The organism is Devosia sp. T2-14 (assembly GCF_055397495.1).
Genome location: NZ_AP027921.1, coordinates 1,906,755 through 1,922,118, shown reverse-complemented (window position 1 = coordinate 1,922,118; position 15,364 = coordinate 1,906,755). Strand labels below are relative to the sequence as shown.

At 64.2% G+C, this 15,364-nt stretch carries 14 protein-coding genes, 1 tRNA gene and 1 riboswitch; of the genes, 7 read left to right on the top strand and 8 right to left on the bottom strand.

Features of this window, described 5'->3' with window-relative positions:
• The first annotated feature begins 2 nt into the window (after nt 1–2).
• On the top strand, nt 3–710 hold the full coding sequence (gene pdeM, locus ACZ5WT_RS09460) for a ligase-associated DNA damage response endonuclease PdeM (protein WP_464287117.1): 708 nt from the start codon (nt 3–5) through the stop codon (nt 708–710).
• Here the strand turns inward: pdeM and ACZ5WT_RS09455 are convergent.
• The 3 genes from ACZ5WT_RS09455 to ACZ5WT_RS09445 form a co-directional block, all read right to left on the bottom strand.
• A complete protein-coding gene (locus tag ACZ5WT_RS09455; protein ID WP_464287116.1) occupies nt 707–1,468 on the bottom strand; it encodes a TIGR02186 family protein in 762 nt (253 codons plus the stop codon). The genes pdeM and ACZ5WT_RS09455 overlap by 4 nt on opposite strands.
• Nucleotides 1,465–2,391 carry a sulfite exporter TauE/SafE family protein gene (locus tag ACZ5WT_RS09450; RefSeq protein ID WP_464287115.1) on the bottom strand — a complete coding sequence of 309 codons (927 nt, stop codon included), beginning with the start codon at nt 2,389–2,391 and terminating at the stop codon, nt 1,465–1,467. Before ACZ5WT_RS09450 ends, ACZ5WT_RS09455 begins: the two co-directional genes overlap by 4 nt.
• 145 nt (nt 2,392–2,536) lie before the next feature.
• Nucleotides 2,537–6,064, bottom strand: coding sequence for a peptidoglycan-binding protein (locus tag ACZ5WT_RS09445; RefSeq protein WP_464287114.1), 3,528 nt, complete (start codon nt 6,062–6,064; stop codon nt 2,537–2,539).
• A 205-nt stretch (nt 6,065–6,269) separates the two neighbouring features.
• On the opposite strand from ACZ5WT_RS09445, the gene ACZ5WT_RS09440 reads away from it, so the two are divergent.
• Nucleotides 6,270–6,941, top strand: coding sequence for a response regulator (locus ACZ5WT_RS09440; RefSeq protein ID WP_464287113.1), 672 nt, complete (start codon nt 6,270–6,272; stop codon nt 6,939–6,941).
• On the opposite strand, the gene ACZ5WT_RS09435 is transcribed toward ACZ5WT_RS09440, so the two are convergent.
• Both ACZ5WT_RS09435 and ACZ5WT_RS09430 read right to left on the bottom strand, forming a co-directional pair.
• A complete protein-coding gene (locus ACZ5WT_RS09435) occupies nt 6,938–8,050 on the bottom strand; it encodes a quinone-dependent dihydroorotate dehydrogenase (protein WP_464287112.1) in 1,113 nt (370 codons plus the stop codon). The genes ACZ5WT_RS09440 and ACZ5WT_RS09435 overlap by 4 nt on opposite strands.
• The gene (locus ACZ5WT_RS09430; RefSeq protein WP_464287111.1) at nt 8,047–8,403 is read right to left on the bottom strand and encodes a DUF952 domain-containing protein; all 357 of its coding nucleotides are present in this window, start codon (nt 8,401–8,403) and stop codon (nt 8,047–8,049) included. The genes ACZ5WT_RS09435 and ACZ5WT_RS09430 overlap by 4 nt, the downstream gene beginning before the upstream one ends.
• A 133-nt stretch (nt 8,404–8,536) precedes the next feature.
• On the opposite strand from ACZ5WT_RS09430, the gene ACZ5WT_RS09425 reads away from it, so the two are divergent.
• Both ACZ5WT_RS09425 and aac(6') read left to right on the top strand, forming a co-directional pair.
• Entirely contained in the window at nt 8,537–9,178 is a 642-nt protein-coding gene (locus ACZ5WT_RS09425; protein WP_464287110.1) for a S24 family peptidase, read from the top strand.
• Nucleotides 9,175–9,627 carry an aminoglycoside 6'-N-acetyltransferase gene (gene aac(6'), locus ACZ5WT_RS09420; RefSeq protein ID WP_464287109.1) on the top strand — a complete coding sequence of 151 codons (453 nt, stop codon included), beginning with the start codon at nt 9,175–9,177 and terminating at the stop codon, nt 9,625–9,627. Before ACZ5WT_RS09425 ends, aac(6') begins: the two co-directional genes overlap by 4 nt.
• A 30-nt stretch (nt 9,628–9,657) precedes the next feature.
• Here the strand turns inward: aac(6') and ACZ5WT_RS09415 are convergent, their stop codons facing one another.
• On the bottom strand, nt 9,658–11,268 hold the full coding sequence (locus ACZ5WT_RS09415) for a lysine--tRNA ligase (RefSeq protein ID WP_464287108.1): 1,611 nt from the start codon (nt 11,266–11,268) through the stop codon (nt 9,658–9,660).
• 136 nt (nt 11,269–11,404) lie between these two features.
• On the opposite strand from ACZ5WT_RS09415, the gene ACZ5WT_RS09410 reads away from it, so the two are divergent.
• Entirely contained in the window at nt 11,405–11,818 is a 414-nt protein-coding gene (locus tag ACZ5WT_RS09410; protein WP_464287107.1) for a tellurite resistance TerB family protein, read from the top strand.
• Here the strand turns inward: ACZ5WT_RS09410 and ACZ5WT_RS09405 are convergent.
• Entirely contained in the window at nt 11,815–12,642 is an 828-nt protein-coding gene (locus tag ACZ5WT_RS09405) for a transporter substrate-binding domain-containing protein (protein ID WP_464287106.1), read from the bottom strand. The two genes, ACZ5WT_RS09410 and ACZ5WT_RS09405, sit on opposite strands and share 4 nt — an antisense overlap.
• A 4-nt stretch (nt 12,643–12,646) precedes the next feature.
• Entirely contained in the window at nt 12,647–13,855 is a 1,209-nt protein-coding gene (gene metZ / locus ACZ5WT_RS09400) for an O-succinylhomoserine sulfhydrylase (RefSeq protein ID WP_464287105.1), read from the bottom strand.
• A gap of 40 nt (nt 13,856–13,895) precedes the next feature.
• A riboswitch (SAM riboswitch) is annotated at nt 13,896–13,971 on the bottom strand.
• Between the two features lie 78 nt (nt 13,972–14,049).
• Between metZ and ACZ5WT_RS09395 the strand changes: the two genes are divergently transcribed.
• Both ACZ5WT_RS09395 and ACZ5WT_RS09390 read left to right on the top strand, forming a co-directional pair.
• Nucleotides 14,050–15,162: a 2'-deoxycytidine 5'-triphosphate deaminase gene (locus ACZ5WT_RS09395; protein ID WP_464287104.1), complete on the top strand. Its 1,113-nt coding sequence runs from the start codon at nt 14,050–14,052 to the stop codon at nt 15,160–15,162.
• Between the two features lie 102 nt (nt 15,163–15,264).
• Nucleotides 15,265–15,338: transfer RNA gene (locus ACZ5WT_RS09390), tRNA-Gly, on the top strand.
• Nucleotides 15,339–15,364: the final 26 nt, after the last annotated feature.

Here is a 15,364-nt window from a genome sequence, read left to right as displayed (position 1 = left end):
ACGTGAACTACTCCCTATCTACAGCCGAGATCACGGAGACACCGCTCCTGCGTTTCGCCGGTCAGAATTTTGAGCCCCTGCCCTCTGGCGCGCTGTATTGGCACGCCCAGCAGACGCTGCTGGTTGCCGACCTGCATTTCGAAAAGATGAGCAGCTTTGCCCAGCGCGGGCAGATGCTGCCGCCCTATGATACCGGCATGACGCTGACCCGCCTGGAGGCCGATACGCGCCGGATGGGTGCGCGGCGGCTGATCTCGCTCGGCGACAGCTTTCATCGTGCCAATTCGAGCAGCCTGCTGAACCCGGCCGACCGGGCGCGGATCGAGCGGCTGACGGAGACGGTGGATTGCATCTGGCTTTCGGGCAACCACGATCCGCTGCCGCACGAAATCGGGGGGACTTGCCTCGAAGAGCTTGAACTGGCGGGCCTGACGCTGACCCACGAGCCGCGGCGCGGAACGACCGGACTGATTGCCGGGCACCTGCATCCGGCAGCCCATATCCTGATGGCGGGGCGGGCGACGCGGCGACCCTGCTTCGTGCATGACAACCGGCTGCTGATCCTGCCGGCCTATGGCTCTTCGACCGGATCGATCAACATCCTATCTCCCGCTTTTGCCGGGCTGTTCAACTGGCCGTCGCTGGAAGTGACCATGCTGGGCCGGGACCGCACATATCCGGTGAGCCCGCGGCGGCTGATCGGCGGCTAGCGCCGGAACACCACGCCACCGAGCCAGCCGGTGAACAGCGCGAGGATGACGCAGACCACGCCATAGAGCAGCGGCTGCTGCACAGCCGACAGCGCCAGGAACCGCTCGAAACCCATCTTGCGCACGGCAAAGCCCTCGGAGCGGCGCGCGACGATCTCGCCATTCTTGAACACATAGGTCAGCGCCACATAGGGGCCCGGCGGAGCATTGCTGGGCAGGGTCAGGCGGGCGGAATAGAAGTTGTCGGCCATGAAGTTCACGGCATTTTCCTGCACGCCGAACAGACCTTCCTCAGTCATCAGGCGCACCAGTTCGCGGCCGAAGATCGCCGATTTCCACCAGTCGCCGCTGCTGGTCACCAGGGTATGTGCCTCGGGCAGGATATAGTTGGTGGTCAGGGTGGTGATGTCGGTAATGTCAGCCAGGCGCGCGCTCGACAGCACGTGGAAGTAGCTCGGGAAGCCGTTGAACTGCACCTGATCGGCATTCATCCAGATGCCAAAGAAATTGGCCTTCTTGCGCGCCACCCGGTTCTGTGTGGGACCCAGAACGACCACGACAACCTGGAACGGCCCTTCGACATATTTCTGGGTCGCGCCGGCGTCGGGCGCGATGGTGCCGAAGAAGGTCATGCGCTCGCCATCAAAGCTCGAGGTGATTTCCACCGAGTCATTGGACAGTTGCGAAATCAGCCGCTCGGCCTGGGCGGGCATGACCAGCGCGAAAATGATCAGGACTGCGGCAAGCAACCGGGTCATCGGGCGCCCCCCACGACGGCCATGCTGAACACGTCAGACGGGGCAATGACCAGCGACAGGCCAAAGCGGATCGCCACGGCAAGCACCAGCAGGGCGAGCAGGCCGCGCAGCTGTTCGCCGCGCAGATACTTGCCGGCGGAAGCGCCAAACTGCGCCCCGACCGTGCCGCCAACCATCAGGCAGAAGGCGAGCAGGATATCGACGCTCTGGCTCTGCACGGCATGCATGATCGTCGTTGCGGCCATCAGTGCCACGACCTGGGCCAGCGAGGTGCCGATGACGACATTGCCCGGGACGCGCAGCAGATAGACCAGCGCAGGCACCATGACAAAGCCGCCGCCAATGCCCAAAAGCGAACCGACAAAACCGATGAACAGGCCAATGACCAGCACGGGCAGCACGCTGATATAGAGCCGCGACTTCTTGAACCGGACACGCATGGGCAGGCCATGGATCCAGTTGTGCTGATTGGGCAGGCGCTCGCGCACCACAATGCCCTGACGCTGCTTGAGAATGGCGCGGGTGGACTCGACGAGCATCAGCACGCCCACCGACCCAAGCAGGATGAGAAAGCCGAGCGAAATGAACAGGTCGAGCTGACCGGCATCGCGCAGCAGCGCGAAGGTTGCGACGCCACCGAAGGCGCCGAGGATGCCGGACAACACCAGGTAGAGCGCCAGATGGAGATCGATCGCGCCGCGCCGGTAATGCGCGAGGGCGCCCGAAGTCGAGGCAGCCACGACCTGGCCGGTGACCGAAGCCACGGCCACGGGAGCGGGCACACCCGAGAAAATCAGGAGGGGAGTCAGCAGGAATCCGCCGCCGACCCCAAAGAGGCCAGACAGGAAACCGACCGCCCCTCCGATCCCCACGAGAAAGAAGAGGTTCACGGACAGTTCGGCGATCGGCAGATAGACCTGCAAGACCCGGATCCGTTCGAAAAACACTACGCCGCACGAGTTTACAGGATCGTACGTGAACAATAGGTCAAGGCCGCCAACTTATCGGCGGCGACTTTCGCGATCCGGCTTAGGACCCTGCCGAGGCTGTGTCAAACCACAGTTTCGCTCAGACGGGCTGGCTTCCCAGCACGGCCAGCAGGCGCGGATTGATGGCGCCGACTTCACTCATGCCCGTGCCCCGCTCGAAGGCCTTGATGGCTTCGGCGGTCTTGGGGCCAGGCAGGCCATCGGCCGTGCCGATATCGAAGCCGAGCCGGCCCAGCGCGAGCTGCACCTTGGAGACGACATCCTTGGCCGCGATGGGCTGACCGGGATCGAAGGTCGGTGACCACGTGCCCAGCGGCGCGAAATTGGCCGCCAATTCGATCGGTTCGGCCCGCCAGGTCTGCAATTCCTCGGTGACGCGGCTGACCGCTTCGGCGCTCAGCGACTTGACGATGTCGTCGCGCGCCTTGCCGGCATCGGCGTCGCCATTGCGGGCGGCAAGCGAGAACCACTTGAACGACTGCTGGAAATCCTGCGGGACGCCCAGGCCGCGGGCATAGAGCATGCCCAGGTTGAACTGGCTGTCGGTCATGCCACGCGATGCGGCGCGCGCGAACCACTCGGCGGCCAGTTCGAATTCCTGCTCGCCCAGCTGACCGCCCGCGTAAAGCGCGGCCAGGTTGTGCATGGCCATGCGGTTACCAGCCTCGGCACCGCGCTGGTACCAGAGCTTGGCGACCTCAAGCTGCTTTTCGACGCCTTGGCCGACCTCGTAGAGATTGCCGAGGCGATACTGGGCCGGCACGAAGCCTTGCGCAGCGGAACGCTCGTACCACTTGGCGGCTTCGGCATAATCCTGCGGGACCGCACGACCTTCGGTGAAAATGGCGGCGATCTCAAACTGGGCACGGGCGTCGCCATCGGCAGCGGCCTGGCGCAGCTCCAGCGGTCCAATCGCCTCGGGGGGCAGCTCGAAACTCTCGACGGCAGCGGTCGTGTCGGCATCGGCGGCGGCGGGGGCGGCATCGACAGGGGCAACTGCAGCAGGCTCGACCTTGGTCGCCGTCAGCTTGGCGGGCATGGGCGTTGCCACATCCGTCTTGCTGAAGCGCATGGCCTCGTCGGGATTGATCGAGGCGGTCGTGGTGCTGTCGATCATGTCGATGACGCGTGCCTCGGGGCGAACCAGCGAGACATCATCGGTCGCGGCGGGCTCGGACGATGGCAGGTTGATCTGGCTTTCGACGGCCACTGCCGGCGCGGGCGCCTTGGCCGGCGTCATGCGCTGAATGACGAGATTGAGTGCCAGCATGGACACCGCGACCAGCGTTGCCGCCAGCAGCAGCGGACGGCGGTGACGGGTGAGGAAGCTTGCCTGAACGAGCGGCACATCGCCTTCAGCCTGCGGACCGAAAGCGGGCGCGACCGGCTCTGCCGCAACCTTGCGGGTGAGCTTTTCGCGGATGGGCTTGGCGGGCTTTTCCGGTTTGGCCGCCGGGATCTCGGCTGGCTTGTCGCTGGCCGTTACGGCCTGTGGCGGCCGCACGCGCGACAGAGCACGGCTGATCAGCGAACCAGCGGCCGATGCCGGGGTCGCGACGGTTTCCTGCCGCGCGCGCTGGGCACGGCGGGCAGCGGCGACAAAGGTGCTGGTGCCGGTGAGGCCTGCTGGCGCATCAACCTGCGGCACGGCGCCCGGAGAGGGCGCGGCAAAGGGCTCGGGTTCGGTGGCGGCAAAGCTCGATTGCGGCCGCTGCGGGCGTTCGACCTTGGCCGGATCGAAGGCCGGACGGGCCGGGTGAGCCGCCTTTGCAGCGGGACGCGCCGCATCCTTGGCATCAAGGGCTGCACGCACCGGACCGGTGGACTTGAAGCCGGGATCGATCAGCGGGGCATCGTCGATCGGATTGGCCGGCATGAGATCGCTCTTGGCGGCCGAATTCGGGCCCGCCAGCGCGGACAGCATGGCATCAAGGCGCGTGCGGTCTTCCGCCGGGTTTTCAACCGTGGCGGCGGCCGACTTGGCAGCGGGCGTGGCGGGCCGTTCCGGAGCGACGGGATTCTGGCGCTCGCTGAGAGCGGCTTCCAGTCGCGCCAGGCGCTCGGCCGTGTCCTTGCCGGCTGTGTTGAGCAGCGCTTCCATGCGGTGCTCAAGCGCCGACATGGAGTCGTCGGTGATTGCAGCCGCCTGCGCGGGAGCAGCGGCATTGGCGGCGGACTTGGCGACGGCTTCCGAGGTGCGCTCGGCCACCATATTGGCCAGCGTTTCATAATCGGGGGTCTTGCCCGCCGACTTGATCAGCCCGGTGATGCGGTCTTCGATGCTCTTGAGGCTGTCGGGGCCGAACATGGCGACCGGGGCCGGCGCCTTACGGGTCACCGCATCGCTGGTGCGCTCGGCTACCAGCGTGGCAATGGCCTCGATATCGGCGGCATCGGAATGCTGCGCGTAGAGTTCGGCCAGACCATTGAGCTGGGCGCCGGTTTCATCCATGCGCTGCATCAGCAGCTTGAGCTGGCTTTCGACCTGCGTCGTATCGACGGCCGGGGCCATGCGATCGGACAGGGCCTCGATCTGGCTTTCGATGCGCAGGAAGCGGGGCTCCATGCCGGCCATCACCGCGTCGCGCAAGGAAGCGATATCCTGCTTGAGACCGGCCAGATCGCCATTGGAGGAGTCAAATTCGCCAATGCGCGAGGCCAGTGCCTCGACGCGATCCACCAGCTTGGCGGGCGCGGCGGAGCCAGTCTGCATGGCCTGGGTGAAGGCCGCCATTTCACCGGTCAGCCGTTCGAAATCGCCCGACGAGAGCGCGACGTTGCGCTCGATCGCGTCGATCCGGTCATAGACGTTGCGCACGCTGTCTTCGATGGCGCTCATCGAGGGACCAATGGCGCCGATGACCTCGGCAACGGGTTCGCGGGCGTCGCTGGCGAGTTCGCGCTCGACCTGCTGGGCCTGCAGCTCAGCCAGCTTGCCGACCACGGAGGACACATCGTCGAGACGCTTGTTGATGGCCGACAGGTCGACCTTGGGCCCCTCTTCGATGAGGGCGGCCAGCGCGCCGATCTGGGCTTCGAGACGCTTGACCTGACCGGTTTCACCGATGGCACCGGCCAGCAGTTCGACGACATGTGTAAGCTGTTCGACCTGAGCGGCCACCTCGCGCACGCTGCCATTGCTGGCGCGCTGCGACTTGAGTTCGCCTTCGAGACGTTCGAGGCGGCCCGACAGGCCACCCACCAGGGCGGTCATCTCGCGGAATTCGGGCATATCGACAGGGCGGCGCCCAAGCGCTGCGGCCGGCGCAGACATCTGCCGCCCGCGAATTTCGGCGATGGCGCTAGTCAGGTCATCCTGTTCATCGGCGAGCTCTTCGCGTTCGCTGAACCGGTCAACCGCTCGCTTGACCGTGCGCAGCGCCTCGCGGCGGCGTACGGCGGGCTCGGGACCGATCACCTGATCGCGCAGGTTGCGCACCCGGCGGGTGAGGCCGGTCAGGGCGGGCTGGCCCAGGTCCTCATCACCATAACGGCCCTCAACCTGATCCAGCAGCGCGACGAGTTCGCCGCGCAGCGCCTGCCACTCGCCCGGCTGGGGCTCGTGTACGAGGTCGGAATAGTCCGGGATTGAGTAAGCGCGGGCCATGGATAGTCCCTGTCATGAAAAGGCGGACCCCTCGCGATTCAACACGAAGGTATGACGCTCACTCTTGGGAAAACATGGTAAACATCCCGTTAAGTATTGCCGCAATATGCAAGAGCCCCGGGCCTTCTGAGCTGTTTTTGTGGCTACACAATCCGGTCGATTCGGTGTTCTACGCACCTGCAACCGCATGAGGAGCATTCATCGCATGAGCCGTCGCCGTATTATCATTGTCGATGACCACCCCCTGTTTCGCGCTGCCCTGCGGCAGACCCTGTCGGGAGGCGATGCGACGGTGAGCGTCGAGGAGGCCGGCGATCTCAACGGGCTGAGCGCTGCGCTTGATGCCGATCGCGACTGCGACCTGGTGCTGCTCGACCTCAACATGCCTGGCGTGCGCGGTTTCTCGGGCCTGCTGCTGCTGCGGGCGCAGTATCCCGACATTCCGGTGATGATCATTTCCGCCGTGGAAGACAGCACCGTGGTTCGCCGCGCCTTTGAACTTGGCGCCGCGGGCTATCTCCACAAATCGGTGGGGCCGACCGAAATCCGCCGCGCCATCGAGACCGTGCTGTCGGGAGACGTGTTCGTTCCCGCAGGGACCACGCTGGGTGAAGACGACGCCCACACCGCACTGATGCGGCGCCTGTCGACCCTGACGCCCCAGCAGGTGCGCGTGCTGATGATGCTCAGCGACGGGCTGATGAACAAGCAGATCGCCTATGAGCTGACGATTTCGGAAGCCACCGTGAAGGCCCACGTTTCGGCCATCCTGCAGAAGCTCGACGTCGACAGCCGCACCCAGGCTGTTATCGCCGCCTCCCGCATTGAAGACGGCCAGTTCGAGGCTCTGTTCTCGATCGGCTCGGAAAACCCCTAGTCGAGCGTTACCCGGCCGGCGGCCCAGTCGTCGGTTCGGGTGCCGACCAGTTCGGAAATATTGGCTTTGCCCTGCGCACGGATGGCAGCAACCAAGCCGCGCTTGAGACGGTCGAGCATGTCGAGGCCGCCGAAAACCAGCGCCGAATAGAGCTGGATAGCATTGGCGCCCGCCTCGATCTTGGCCAGGGCCGATTGCGGCGAGTGGATGCCGCCAACCCCAATGATCGGCAAAGCCCCAACCCGCTGGCGCATCTGCGCCAGGCGCTGGGTCGACAGGGTGAACAGCGGCTTGCCCGAGAGACCACCGGTTTCGGTGGCATTCTCCATACCCGCCACGGCATCGCGGGTGATGGTCGTGTTGGAGACGATCAGGCCATCAAGATCGGTCGCCAGCACGACCCCAGCAATCGCGTCGAGCGCCGCTTCATCCAGATCGGGCGCAATCTTGAGGAAGACCGGTACACGCGTTTTCGCCTTGGCGCGGGCAGCAAGCACTTCGCCGAGCAGGCGGCGCAGCGCCTCGTCGGCCTGCAGGTTGCGCAGGCCTGGCGTATTGGGCGACGACACATTGACGGTAAGGTAGTCGGCCAGATCGGCAAAGCGCTGCACGCCAGCCACGTAGTCGGCGACGAAATCTTCGCTGTCCTTGTTGGCGCCGATATTGACGCCCAGGGCCGCCGGGACACGCAGACCCTTCAGCCGCTCGAACGCAGCCTCATTGCCCTGATTGTTGAAGCCCATCCGGTTGATGACGCCTTCGGCGGGACCAACACGGAACAGACGCGGCTTGGGATTGCCGGCCTGCGGACGCGGCGTCACTGTGCCGATTTCGACCATGCCGAAACCCATCAGGGCCAGCGGGCGGGCGACTTCGGCATTCTTGTCGAAGCCGGCGGCCATGCCGATCGGGTTGGTCAGTTCAAGCCCACACAGAGTGGTGCGAAGTTCGACCCCGTCGGGATGGGTGCTTTCCGGCGCGAGGCCAAGGCGCAGCGCCGTGATGGTCGCGCCATGCGCGGTCTCGGCATCCATCTTGAGCAGCGCTTCGCGCGTGAGACCGGCGAGCGCCGGAATGCGCAGCAGCGGGGAGAGACCGGAGAAGATCATCGAACAGCCTCGGGCAAGCTAGAGGAACCATCGGCGGCAACGCTCAGCGGAGCTTCCCAGGCGATGGCGGACGTTGAAAGGGGACCACCATAAAGGTGAGGGAAGAGCGCGCCGCCGCGCGAGGGCTCCCAGAGCAGATCCGCGCCCAGATCGGCCGTGCGGACGGCGAGCAGCACCAGCCCATCCTGCCCCTTGAAGTGCAGGCGCAGGGTTTCGCTCAATTGCCCGGCGGTCGAAAAATGGATGTAGCCATCGGCGGCGTCGATCGGCATGCCGGCAAAGGACGCGGTGCCGCGGGCAGGCGCGTAGGCCGCCTCGGTCGCGATCTTGTAGACGAATTCTGGGGTGCTCATGCGCGCGAACCTAATTGCGGGCGGGCCATGCCGCAAGCGGGGTGGAGGCGCTCTTTACAAGTCTGTGGCGGATTGGTAGGTATAGGACTTAATTCCAAAGCTAAGATATATTTCCTCTAGCAGGACCCTTGTCATGCTGTCACACCGAGCCATCTGGGACGGGATCGACGCTCTGGCGCGCCGTCACGGACACTCTGTGTCTGCGCTGGCAAAGCTGGCCGGGCTCGATGCCACCGCATTCAACGTTTCCAAGCGCGTCAGCAAGGACGGCCGGGAGCGCTGGCCATCAACCGAGAGCATTTCCAAGATCCTTGAAGCCACGGGGGATAGCTTCGAGACGTTTCTCACTGGCACCGGTGCATTCATGCAGGTGAATGAAAGTGCCGCGAACCGCACGGTTCCCCTGCTTGGCCTCGCACAGGCCGGCTCGGGTGGTTTTTTCGACAGCGCGGGCTTTCCGGCGGGGCAAGGCTGGGACGAGATCGCCCTGCCCTCGCCGGGCGAAGGCAGCATCTATGCGCTCGAAGTACAGGGTGACTCGATGGAGCCGCTCTATCGCGAGGGTGACCGCATCGTCGTCTCGCCCACCGAGCAGGTGCGGCGCGGCGACCGGGTGGTGGTCAAGACCCAGGACGGGGAAGTGATGGCCAAGATCCTCTTCCGCCAGACCGCCAAGCAGATCGAGCTGCACTCGCTCAATCCGGCCTACCAGCCGCGCATTCTCGATTTGAGCGATATCGAATGGATGGCCCGTATCATCTGGGCAAGCCAGTGAGCGTCACCGTCAGCACGGCAACGGCCTCTGACGTCGCCGTATGGTCAGCCCTACGGCACCAACTCTGGCCGGACGCCAGCACTGACGAGCACGCCGACGAAATCGCAGCCATTCTTGCCGAGCCGGGCGCCAGCGTCACATTGCTCGCACGTGCCGCCGACGGCATCGTGGTCGGCTTTGCCGAAGCCACCATCCGCCACGACTACGTCAATGGCTGCGACACCTCTCCGGTCGGGTTCCTAGAAGGGATCTACGTGGTGCCCGAACAGCGCCGGCAGGGTGTTGCAGCGGCACTGGTCGGCGGGGTCACCGATTGGGTGCGGAACCAGGGGTGCACCGAGCTGGCCTCCGATGCGCCGGTCGACAATGCCGACAGCCACCAAATGCACAACGGGCTGGGCTTCGAGGAAACCCAGCGCGTCGTCTATTTTCGCAAACGTCTTACCTAAGCGCGCCCGCCAGGACGGGCGCATTACAGGTCAGGCGAGCATCTTTCCGGCAAGCGCGTCGGCGATCAGCTTGCGCGTTTCGGCCACGCCAAACAGGGCGATGAACGAGCCGAAGCGCGGGCCCTGATCGTCGCCGAGCAGCACCTGATAGATCGCCTTGAACCAGTCGCGCAGCGGCTCGAACTTGTGCGCGTTGCCGATTGCGTAGACGAGATCCTGTAGGGCCGTGCCGTCGGTCGAGCCTTCATAGCCGGCGAGCTGGTCGTAAAGATCCTGCAAGGCTGCACGCTCCTGGTCGGTGGGGGCGCGGTAGGTCTTGAAGGGTTTGACCTTGTCGTTGAAGTAACGAACGGCATAACCAGCGAGGCGGTCGATCTCGGGATGGGTCGCGGCGCTCGCACCATGCAGGTAGCGCGAGATGAAGCCCCACATGACCTTGGTGTCCTCGGCATTGGCCGTGGCAACCAGGTTGAGCAGCAGCGCGAAGCTGAGCGGCACGTCCGGGTTCGGCACGTCACCATAATGCACGTGGAAGGCCGGGTTCTCGAGGCGCGCAGCAACGTCCTGCCCCTGATAGGCGGCGACGTGGCTGTAATAGTCGTCGACCGTGCGCGGGATGACGTCGAAATGCAGGCGCTTGGCCACGCGCGGCTTCTGGAACATGTAGAGGCCCAGGCTTTCCGTCGAGGCGTAGGTCAGCCATTCGTCAATGGTCAGGCCATTGCCCTTGGACTTGGAGATCTTCTGGCCCTCGGCATCGAGGAAGAGCTCGTAGACATAGTGCTCGGGCGCCTGGCCACCGAGAATTTCGCAGATCTTGTCGTAGATCGGCGCATTGGTCTGGTGGTCCTTGCCGAACATCTCGAAATCGACGCCCAGCGCTGCCCAGCGCATGCCAAAGTCCGGCTTCCACTGCAGCTTCACATGGCCGCCGGTGACCGGAACCGTAGTGTCACGGCCATCTTCGTCGGTGAAAGTGATCGTGCCGTTCTTGGCATCGACTTCCTTCATCGGCACGTAGAGCACGCGGCCCGAAACCGGCGAGATCGGCAGGAAGGGCGAATAGGTGGCCTGGCGCTCGGCACCGAGCGTGGGCAGCATCACCTTCATGATGTCGTCGTAACGCTCGAGCGCGCGCAGCAGCACCGTGTCGAACTTGCCGGACTTGTAATATTCGGTGGCGCTGGCGAATTCGTAGTCGAACCCGAAGGTATCGAGGAAGCGCCGCAGCATGGCGTTGTTGTGGTCGCCGAAGCTGGGATATTCGTTGGTCCAGGGATCGGGCACCGAGGTCAGCGGCTTCTGCAGATGCGGCTCCATGGCCTCCTTGGAGGGCACGGTTTCCGGAATCTTGCGCATGCCGTCCATATCATCGGAGAAGCACAGCAGGCGGGTCGGAATCTGGTCGCGCGTCAGCAGGCGGAAGGCCGTCCGCACCATGGTGGTGCGGGCCACTTCGCCAAAGGTGCCAATGTGGGGCAGGCCCGAAGGACCATAGCCGGTCTCGAACAGGGCTTCCTGCTTGCCCGATTTCTCGAGCCGTTTGACCAGCTTGCGAGCCTCTTCAAACGGCCAGGCCTTGGCAGTTTGGGCAGCGTCAAAGAATGCAGGGTCGAGAACGGGCAGGAGAGCGGGCGTCAAGGTTGAGGCCTTTCAGATAAGGGGTGTCGGTGTGTTGCATTATGGCAGGCATTGCGTCAACGTTTTCACCGCGCTGCTTGCCAAGGCTGCGCGACGTGCATAGCGTTCTCAACGACTTAGAAATCCGAGAAGTCCCATGCCCACCACCGCTCATGACGCCCTCGTACACTTGATGATCGTCGCCGCCTCGGCCGATAGTGCCATGACGGAAAAAGAACTGGTCCGCATTCAGGCGCTGATCGGGCGCCTGCCCGTCTTTGAGGGATTCGATAGGGATCGGCTGACGGCGGTTGCCAATGACTGTGCCGACAAGCTCAACGGCCCGGGCGGGCTCGACCAGGTTCTCGACGATGCCATCGCCGCCCTGCCCAAGAAGTTGCAGGACACCGCCTATGCCGTCGCCGTGGAAGTCGCCTCGGTCGACCTTCATCTCGAGCAGGAAGAGCTGCGCTTCCTCGAATTGCTGCGCGACAAGCTGGACCTCGACCGGCTCACCACCGCTGCCATCGAGGTGGCGGCGCGGGCACGCCATCGCCGCATGCCTTCCTAGTAAAACCCCACCGGGAACCAGCGCAGGTAGAGTTCGTCCAGCGCGCCCTTGTCCTCAAGCTTGACCAGCGCCCAATCGATAGCGTGACGCACCGCGTCATGCCCGGCGGGCACGGCAATCGCCATGCCCTCGCCAAACAGGTGCGGACGGAAATAGGGCCCGCCGGCAAAACCGCAGCAGTTCAGGTTTTCATTGAGCCAGAAGGATGCGCGCATCCCGTCGCCGAAGAAGACATCGGCAGCATTGTCGCGCAGTGCATCGAGCGCTGAAATCTCGCTATCGAAGGGTTTGATGACAGCCTTGGGCAGATAGCGGGTCAGGAAGGTTTCGTGGGCGCTGCCGCGGCGCACGGCGATGGTCTTGCCAGCCAGCGCATTGGCCTCGAAGGTGCCGATATCGGATGCACGAGTCACGAAGCGCCCGGGCAGCGCCAGATAGATCGCCGAAAAGTCGAAGCGCTTGCCGTTCTCTTCGCTCAGGTCGATCCCGGCGATCAGGGCGTCGCCCTGGTTGTCGGCCAGAGCATCGGCGGCCTGCTCCCAGGGCCAGGCCTGGATGGTGCAGGCCACATTGACCTCGGCACAGATGCGCTTGGCCAGATCGACATTGAAGCCGACCAGTTCGCCGCCCGCGTCACGGAAATTGAACGGGGGGAAATCCGCCGTCGTCAGGAAGCGGATGGCCGGCACGGGGGTGAGGCTGGGCAGGATTTCGCGCGCCGAAGGGTCGGAATGGTGCGGCAGGGTCTGGGCCATGGCGGGCATGGTGAGCAGCGCCATTGCCGCCCAGACCAATACCCGCCCAAACCCCGTCCGCTTTGCCATCCGGTCAGACCTGATCGAGGCCATAGAGAAGGTCGGCGATGAGATCGTCGCTGGCCTCAAGGCCGACCGACAGGCGGAGCAGGCCCGGCGTCACGCCGGTTTCCAGCCGCACATCCTCGGTGAGGCGCGCGTGGGTCGTGGTGCGCGGATGGGTAATTAGCGACTTGGCATCGCCCAGGTTGTTGGAAATCAGGATCACCGCAAGACTGTCCGACAGCGTGAAAGCCGCATCCTGCCCGCCCTTGACGTCGATGGCCAGCAGCGTCGAGCCGCGCTGCATTTGCCGCTTGGCCAGCTCATATTGCGGATGGCTGGGATGGTGCGGATAGATGACGCGATTGACCTTGGGATGGCCAGCGAGCGCTTCGGCAACCTTTTCGGCGCTGTCCGTCATCTGGCGGATGCGCAATTCATAGGTTTCCAGGCCCTTGAGCAGCACCCAGGCATTGAAGGCGCTGAGGGTCGCGCCGGTCTGGCGCAGGAACATATGCACGTCACCCTCGATCAGCGCCTTGGAGCCCAGAACGATACCGCCCAGCACTCTGCCCTGTCCGTCGATATGCTTGGTGGCCGAATAGGTAACGAGATCGGCGCCGAGTTCCAGCGGCTTCTGGTACAGCGCCGTCGAAAATACATTGTCGACGATCAGCTTGGCACCATGGGCGTGGGCGATCTCGGCCACCGCCTTGATGTCGACCAGCTCAAGCGTCGGGTTGGTCGGCGTCTCGATGAAGACGACCTTGGTATTGGGCCGCATGGCGCGCGCGAAATTCTCGGGATCGCGGCCATCGACCAGCGTCGATTGCACACCGAAGCGCGGCGCATAGTCTTCCACCACGTAGCGACAGCCGCCGAACAGCGCCTGCGCGGCCACGATATGGTCGCCGGCGCGCACCTGGCTCATCACCGCATTGGTGACGGCAGCCATGCCCGAGGCAAAGGCGCGACCGGCCTCGGCGCCCTCGATCAGCGCCATGCGCTCCTGAAACATGTCGACGGTGGGATTGGCGAAGCGGGAATAGTTGTGACCGCCGGGGATCTTGTTCTGAAACAACAGTTCGGCATGCTCGGAACTCGGATAGGAATAGCCCGAGTTCAGGAAGATCGCTTCGCTGGTTTCGTTGAAGGGCGAACGCATGCCGCCGCCATGGACCATCTGGGTCGCTGCAGCGCGCCGTTTCGGATCATTGAGGGGGTTGTTCGCCTTGGACATCTTCACGCCTTCAAACAAAAAAAACCGGCACGCAAGGGCGGCCGGTTCCCAAACGGTCTTTAGCAATTTCTTTTAAGTGGCTGCAAGCGACCGGCCAAATCACCACTGGGTTGTGATGTAAAGCCAATTGCCTGTTGGCGTCAATTGGAAGGGTTGGTAGGGAAGTCCATGGCTAAAGCAGGAAACCCATGAGCATGGACAAGCAACAGGTCTGGCCGCAGGGCGTCTTCCCGGCGCGGCTGATTGAGCAGCTCACCCGCCAGGGTTCGATCATGGTGGCGCGCCCGTTCGATGACGATCAGGTGCAACCGGCCAGCCTCGACCTGCGCCTGGGCGACGTGGCCTATCGCGTGCGCTCCAGCTTCCTGCCTGGCCCCGACCATTCCGTGGCCGAGCGCATCGAAGCACTCAAGCTGCACGAGATCGACCTGACCAAGGGCGCCGTGCTGGAGCGCGGCTGCGTTTACCTCGTCCCCCTGCAGGAAAGCCTTGACCTGCCCGATACGGTCAGCGCCTCGGCCAACCCGAAAAGCTCCACCGGCCGTCTCGACGTATTTACCCGCGTCATCGGCGATCGCGCCCGCGGGTTTGACCAGATGCCCAATGGCTATGTCGGCCCGCTCTATCTCGAAGTCAGCCCGCGCACCTTCCCGGTTCTGGTGCGCACCGGCTCGCGCCTCAGCCAGATGCGCTTCCGCTGCGGCGACAATCGCCTCACCATTGCCGAGCATCAGGCGCTGCATGCCAGCGACACGCTGGTGTTCGAGAACAACGTGCCGGTCGGCGAGGGCGTGGCCCTGTCGATCGACCTCAAAGGCGCCGACCGCAACGGGCTTATCGGCTTCCGCTCCAAGCGCCACACTGCCGTGATCGACGTGGACAAGAAGGGCGCGCTCGACGTGCTCGACTTCTGGGACCCGCTGGTCAATCGCGGCCGCGAAGAGCTGATCCTCGATCCCGACGAGTTCTACATTCTGGTCAGCGACGAAGCGGTGCATGTGCCGCCGACGCATGCCGCCGAAATGGTGCCGTTCGATCCGCTGGTCGGTGAGTTCCGCGTGCACTATGCCGGTTTCTTCGATCCCGGCTTTGGCCACTCCTCGGCCGGCGGCACGGGCAGCCGCGCCGTGCTCGAAGTGCGCAGCCGCGAGGTTCCCTTCCTGCTCGGCCATGGCCAGACCATCGGCCGGCTCATCTACGAGCGCCTCGCCGAAGCCCCGGACCGCCTCTATGGCTCGGCGCTGGGCTCGAACTACCAGGCCCAGACCCTCAAGCTCTCCAAACACTTCAAGCCCTATTCGGGCTAGGTGGGGCAGCGGCCGCGTTCGCAATGCGGCCGTTGAACGATGCATTTGGCTGCACCGAGCGCCTTGACGCCCAGCGCGATTTCACGCATCTAGAACCCCGTTGCGGGTGTAGCTCAATGGTAGAGCTTTTGCTTCCCAAGCAAGTGACGAGGGTTCGATTCCCTTCACCCGCTCCATTCCCCCCAATTGCTGGATTGTCGCC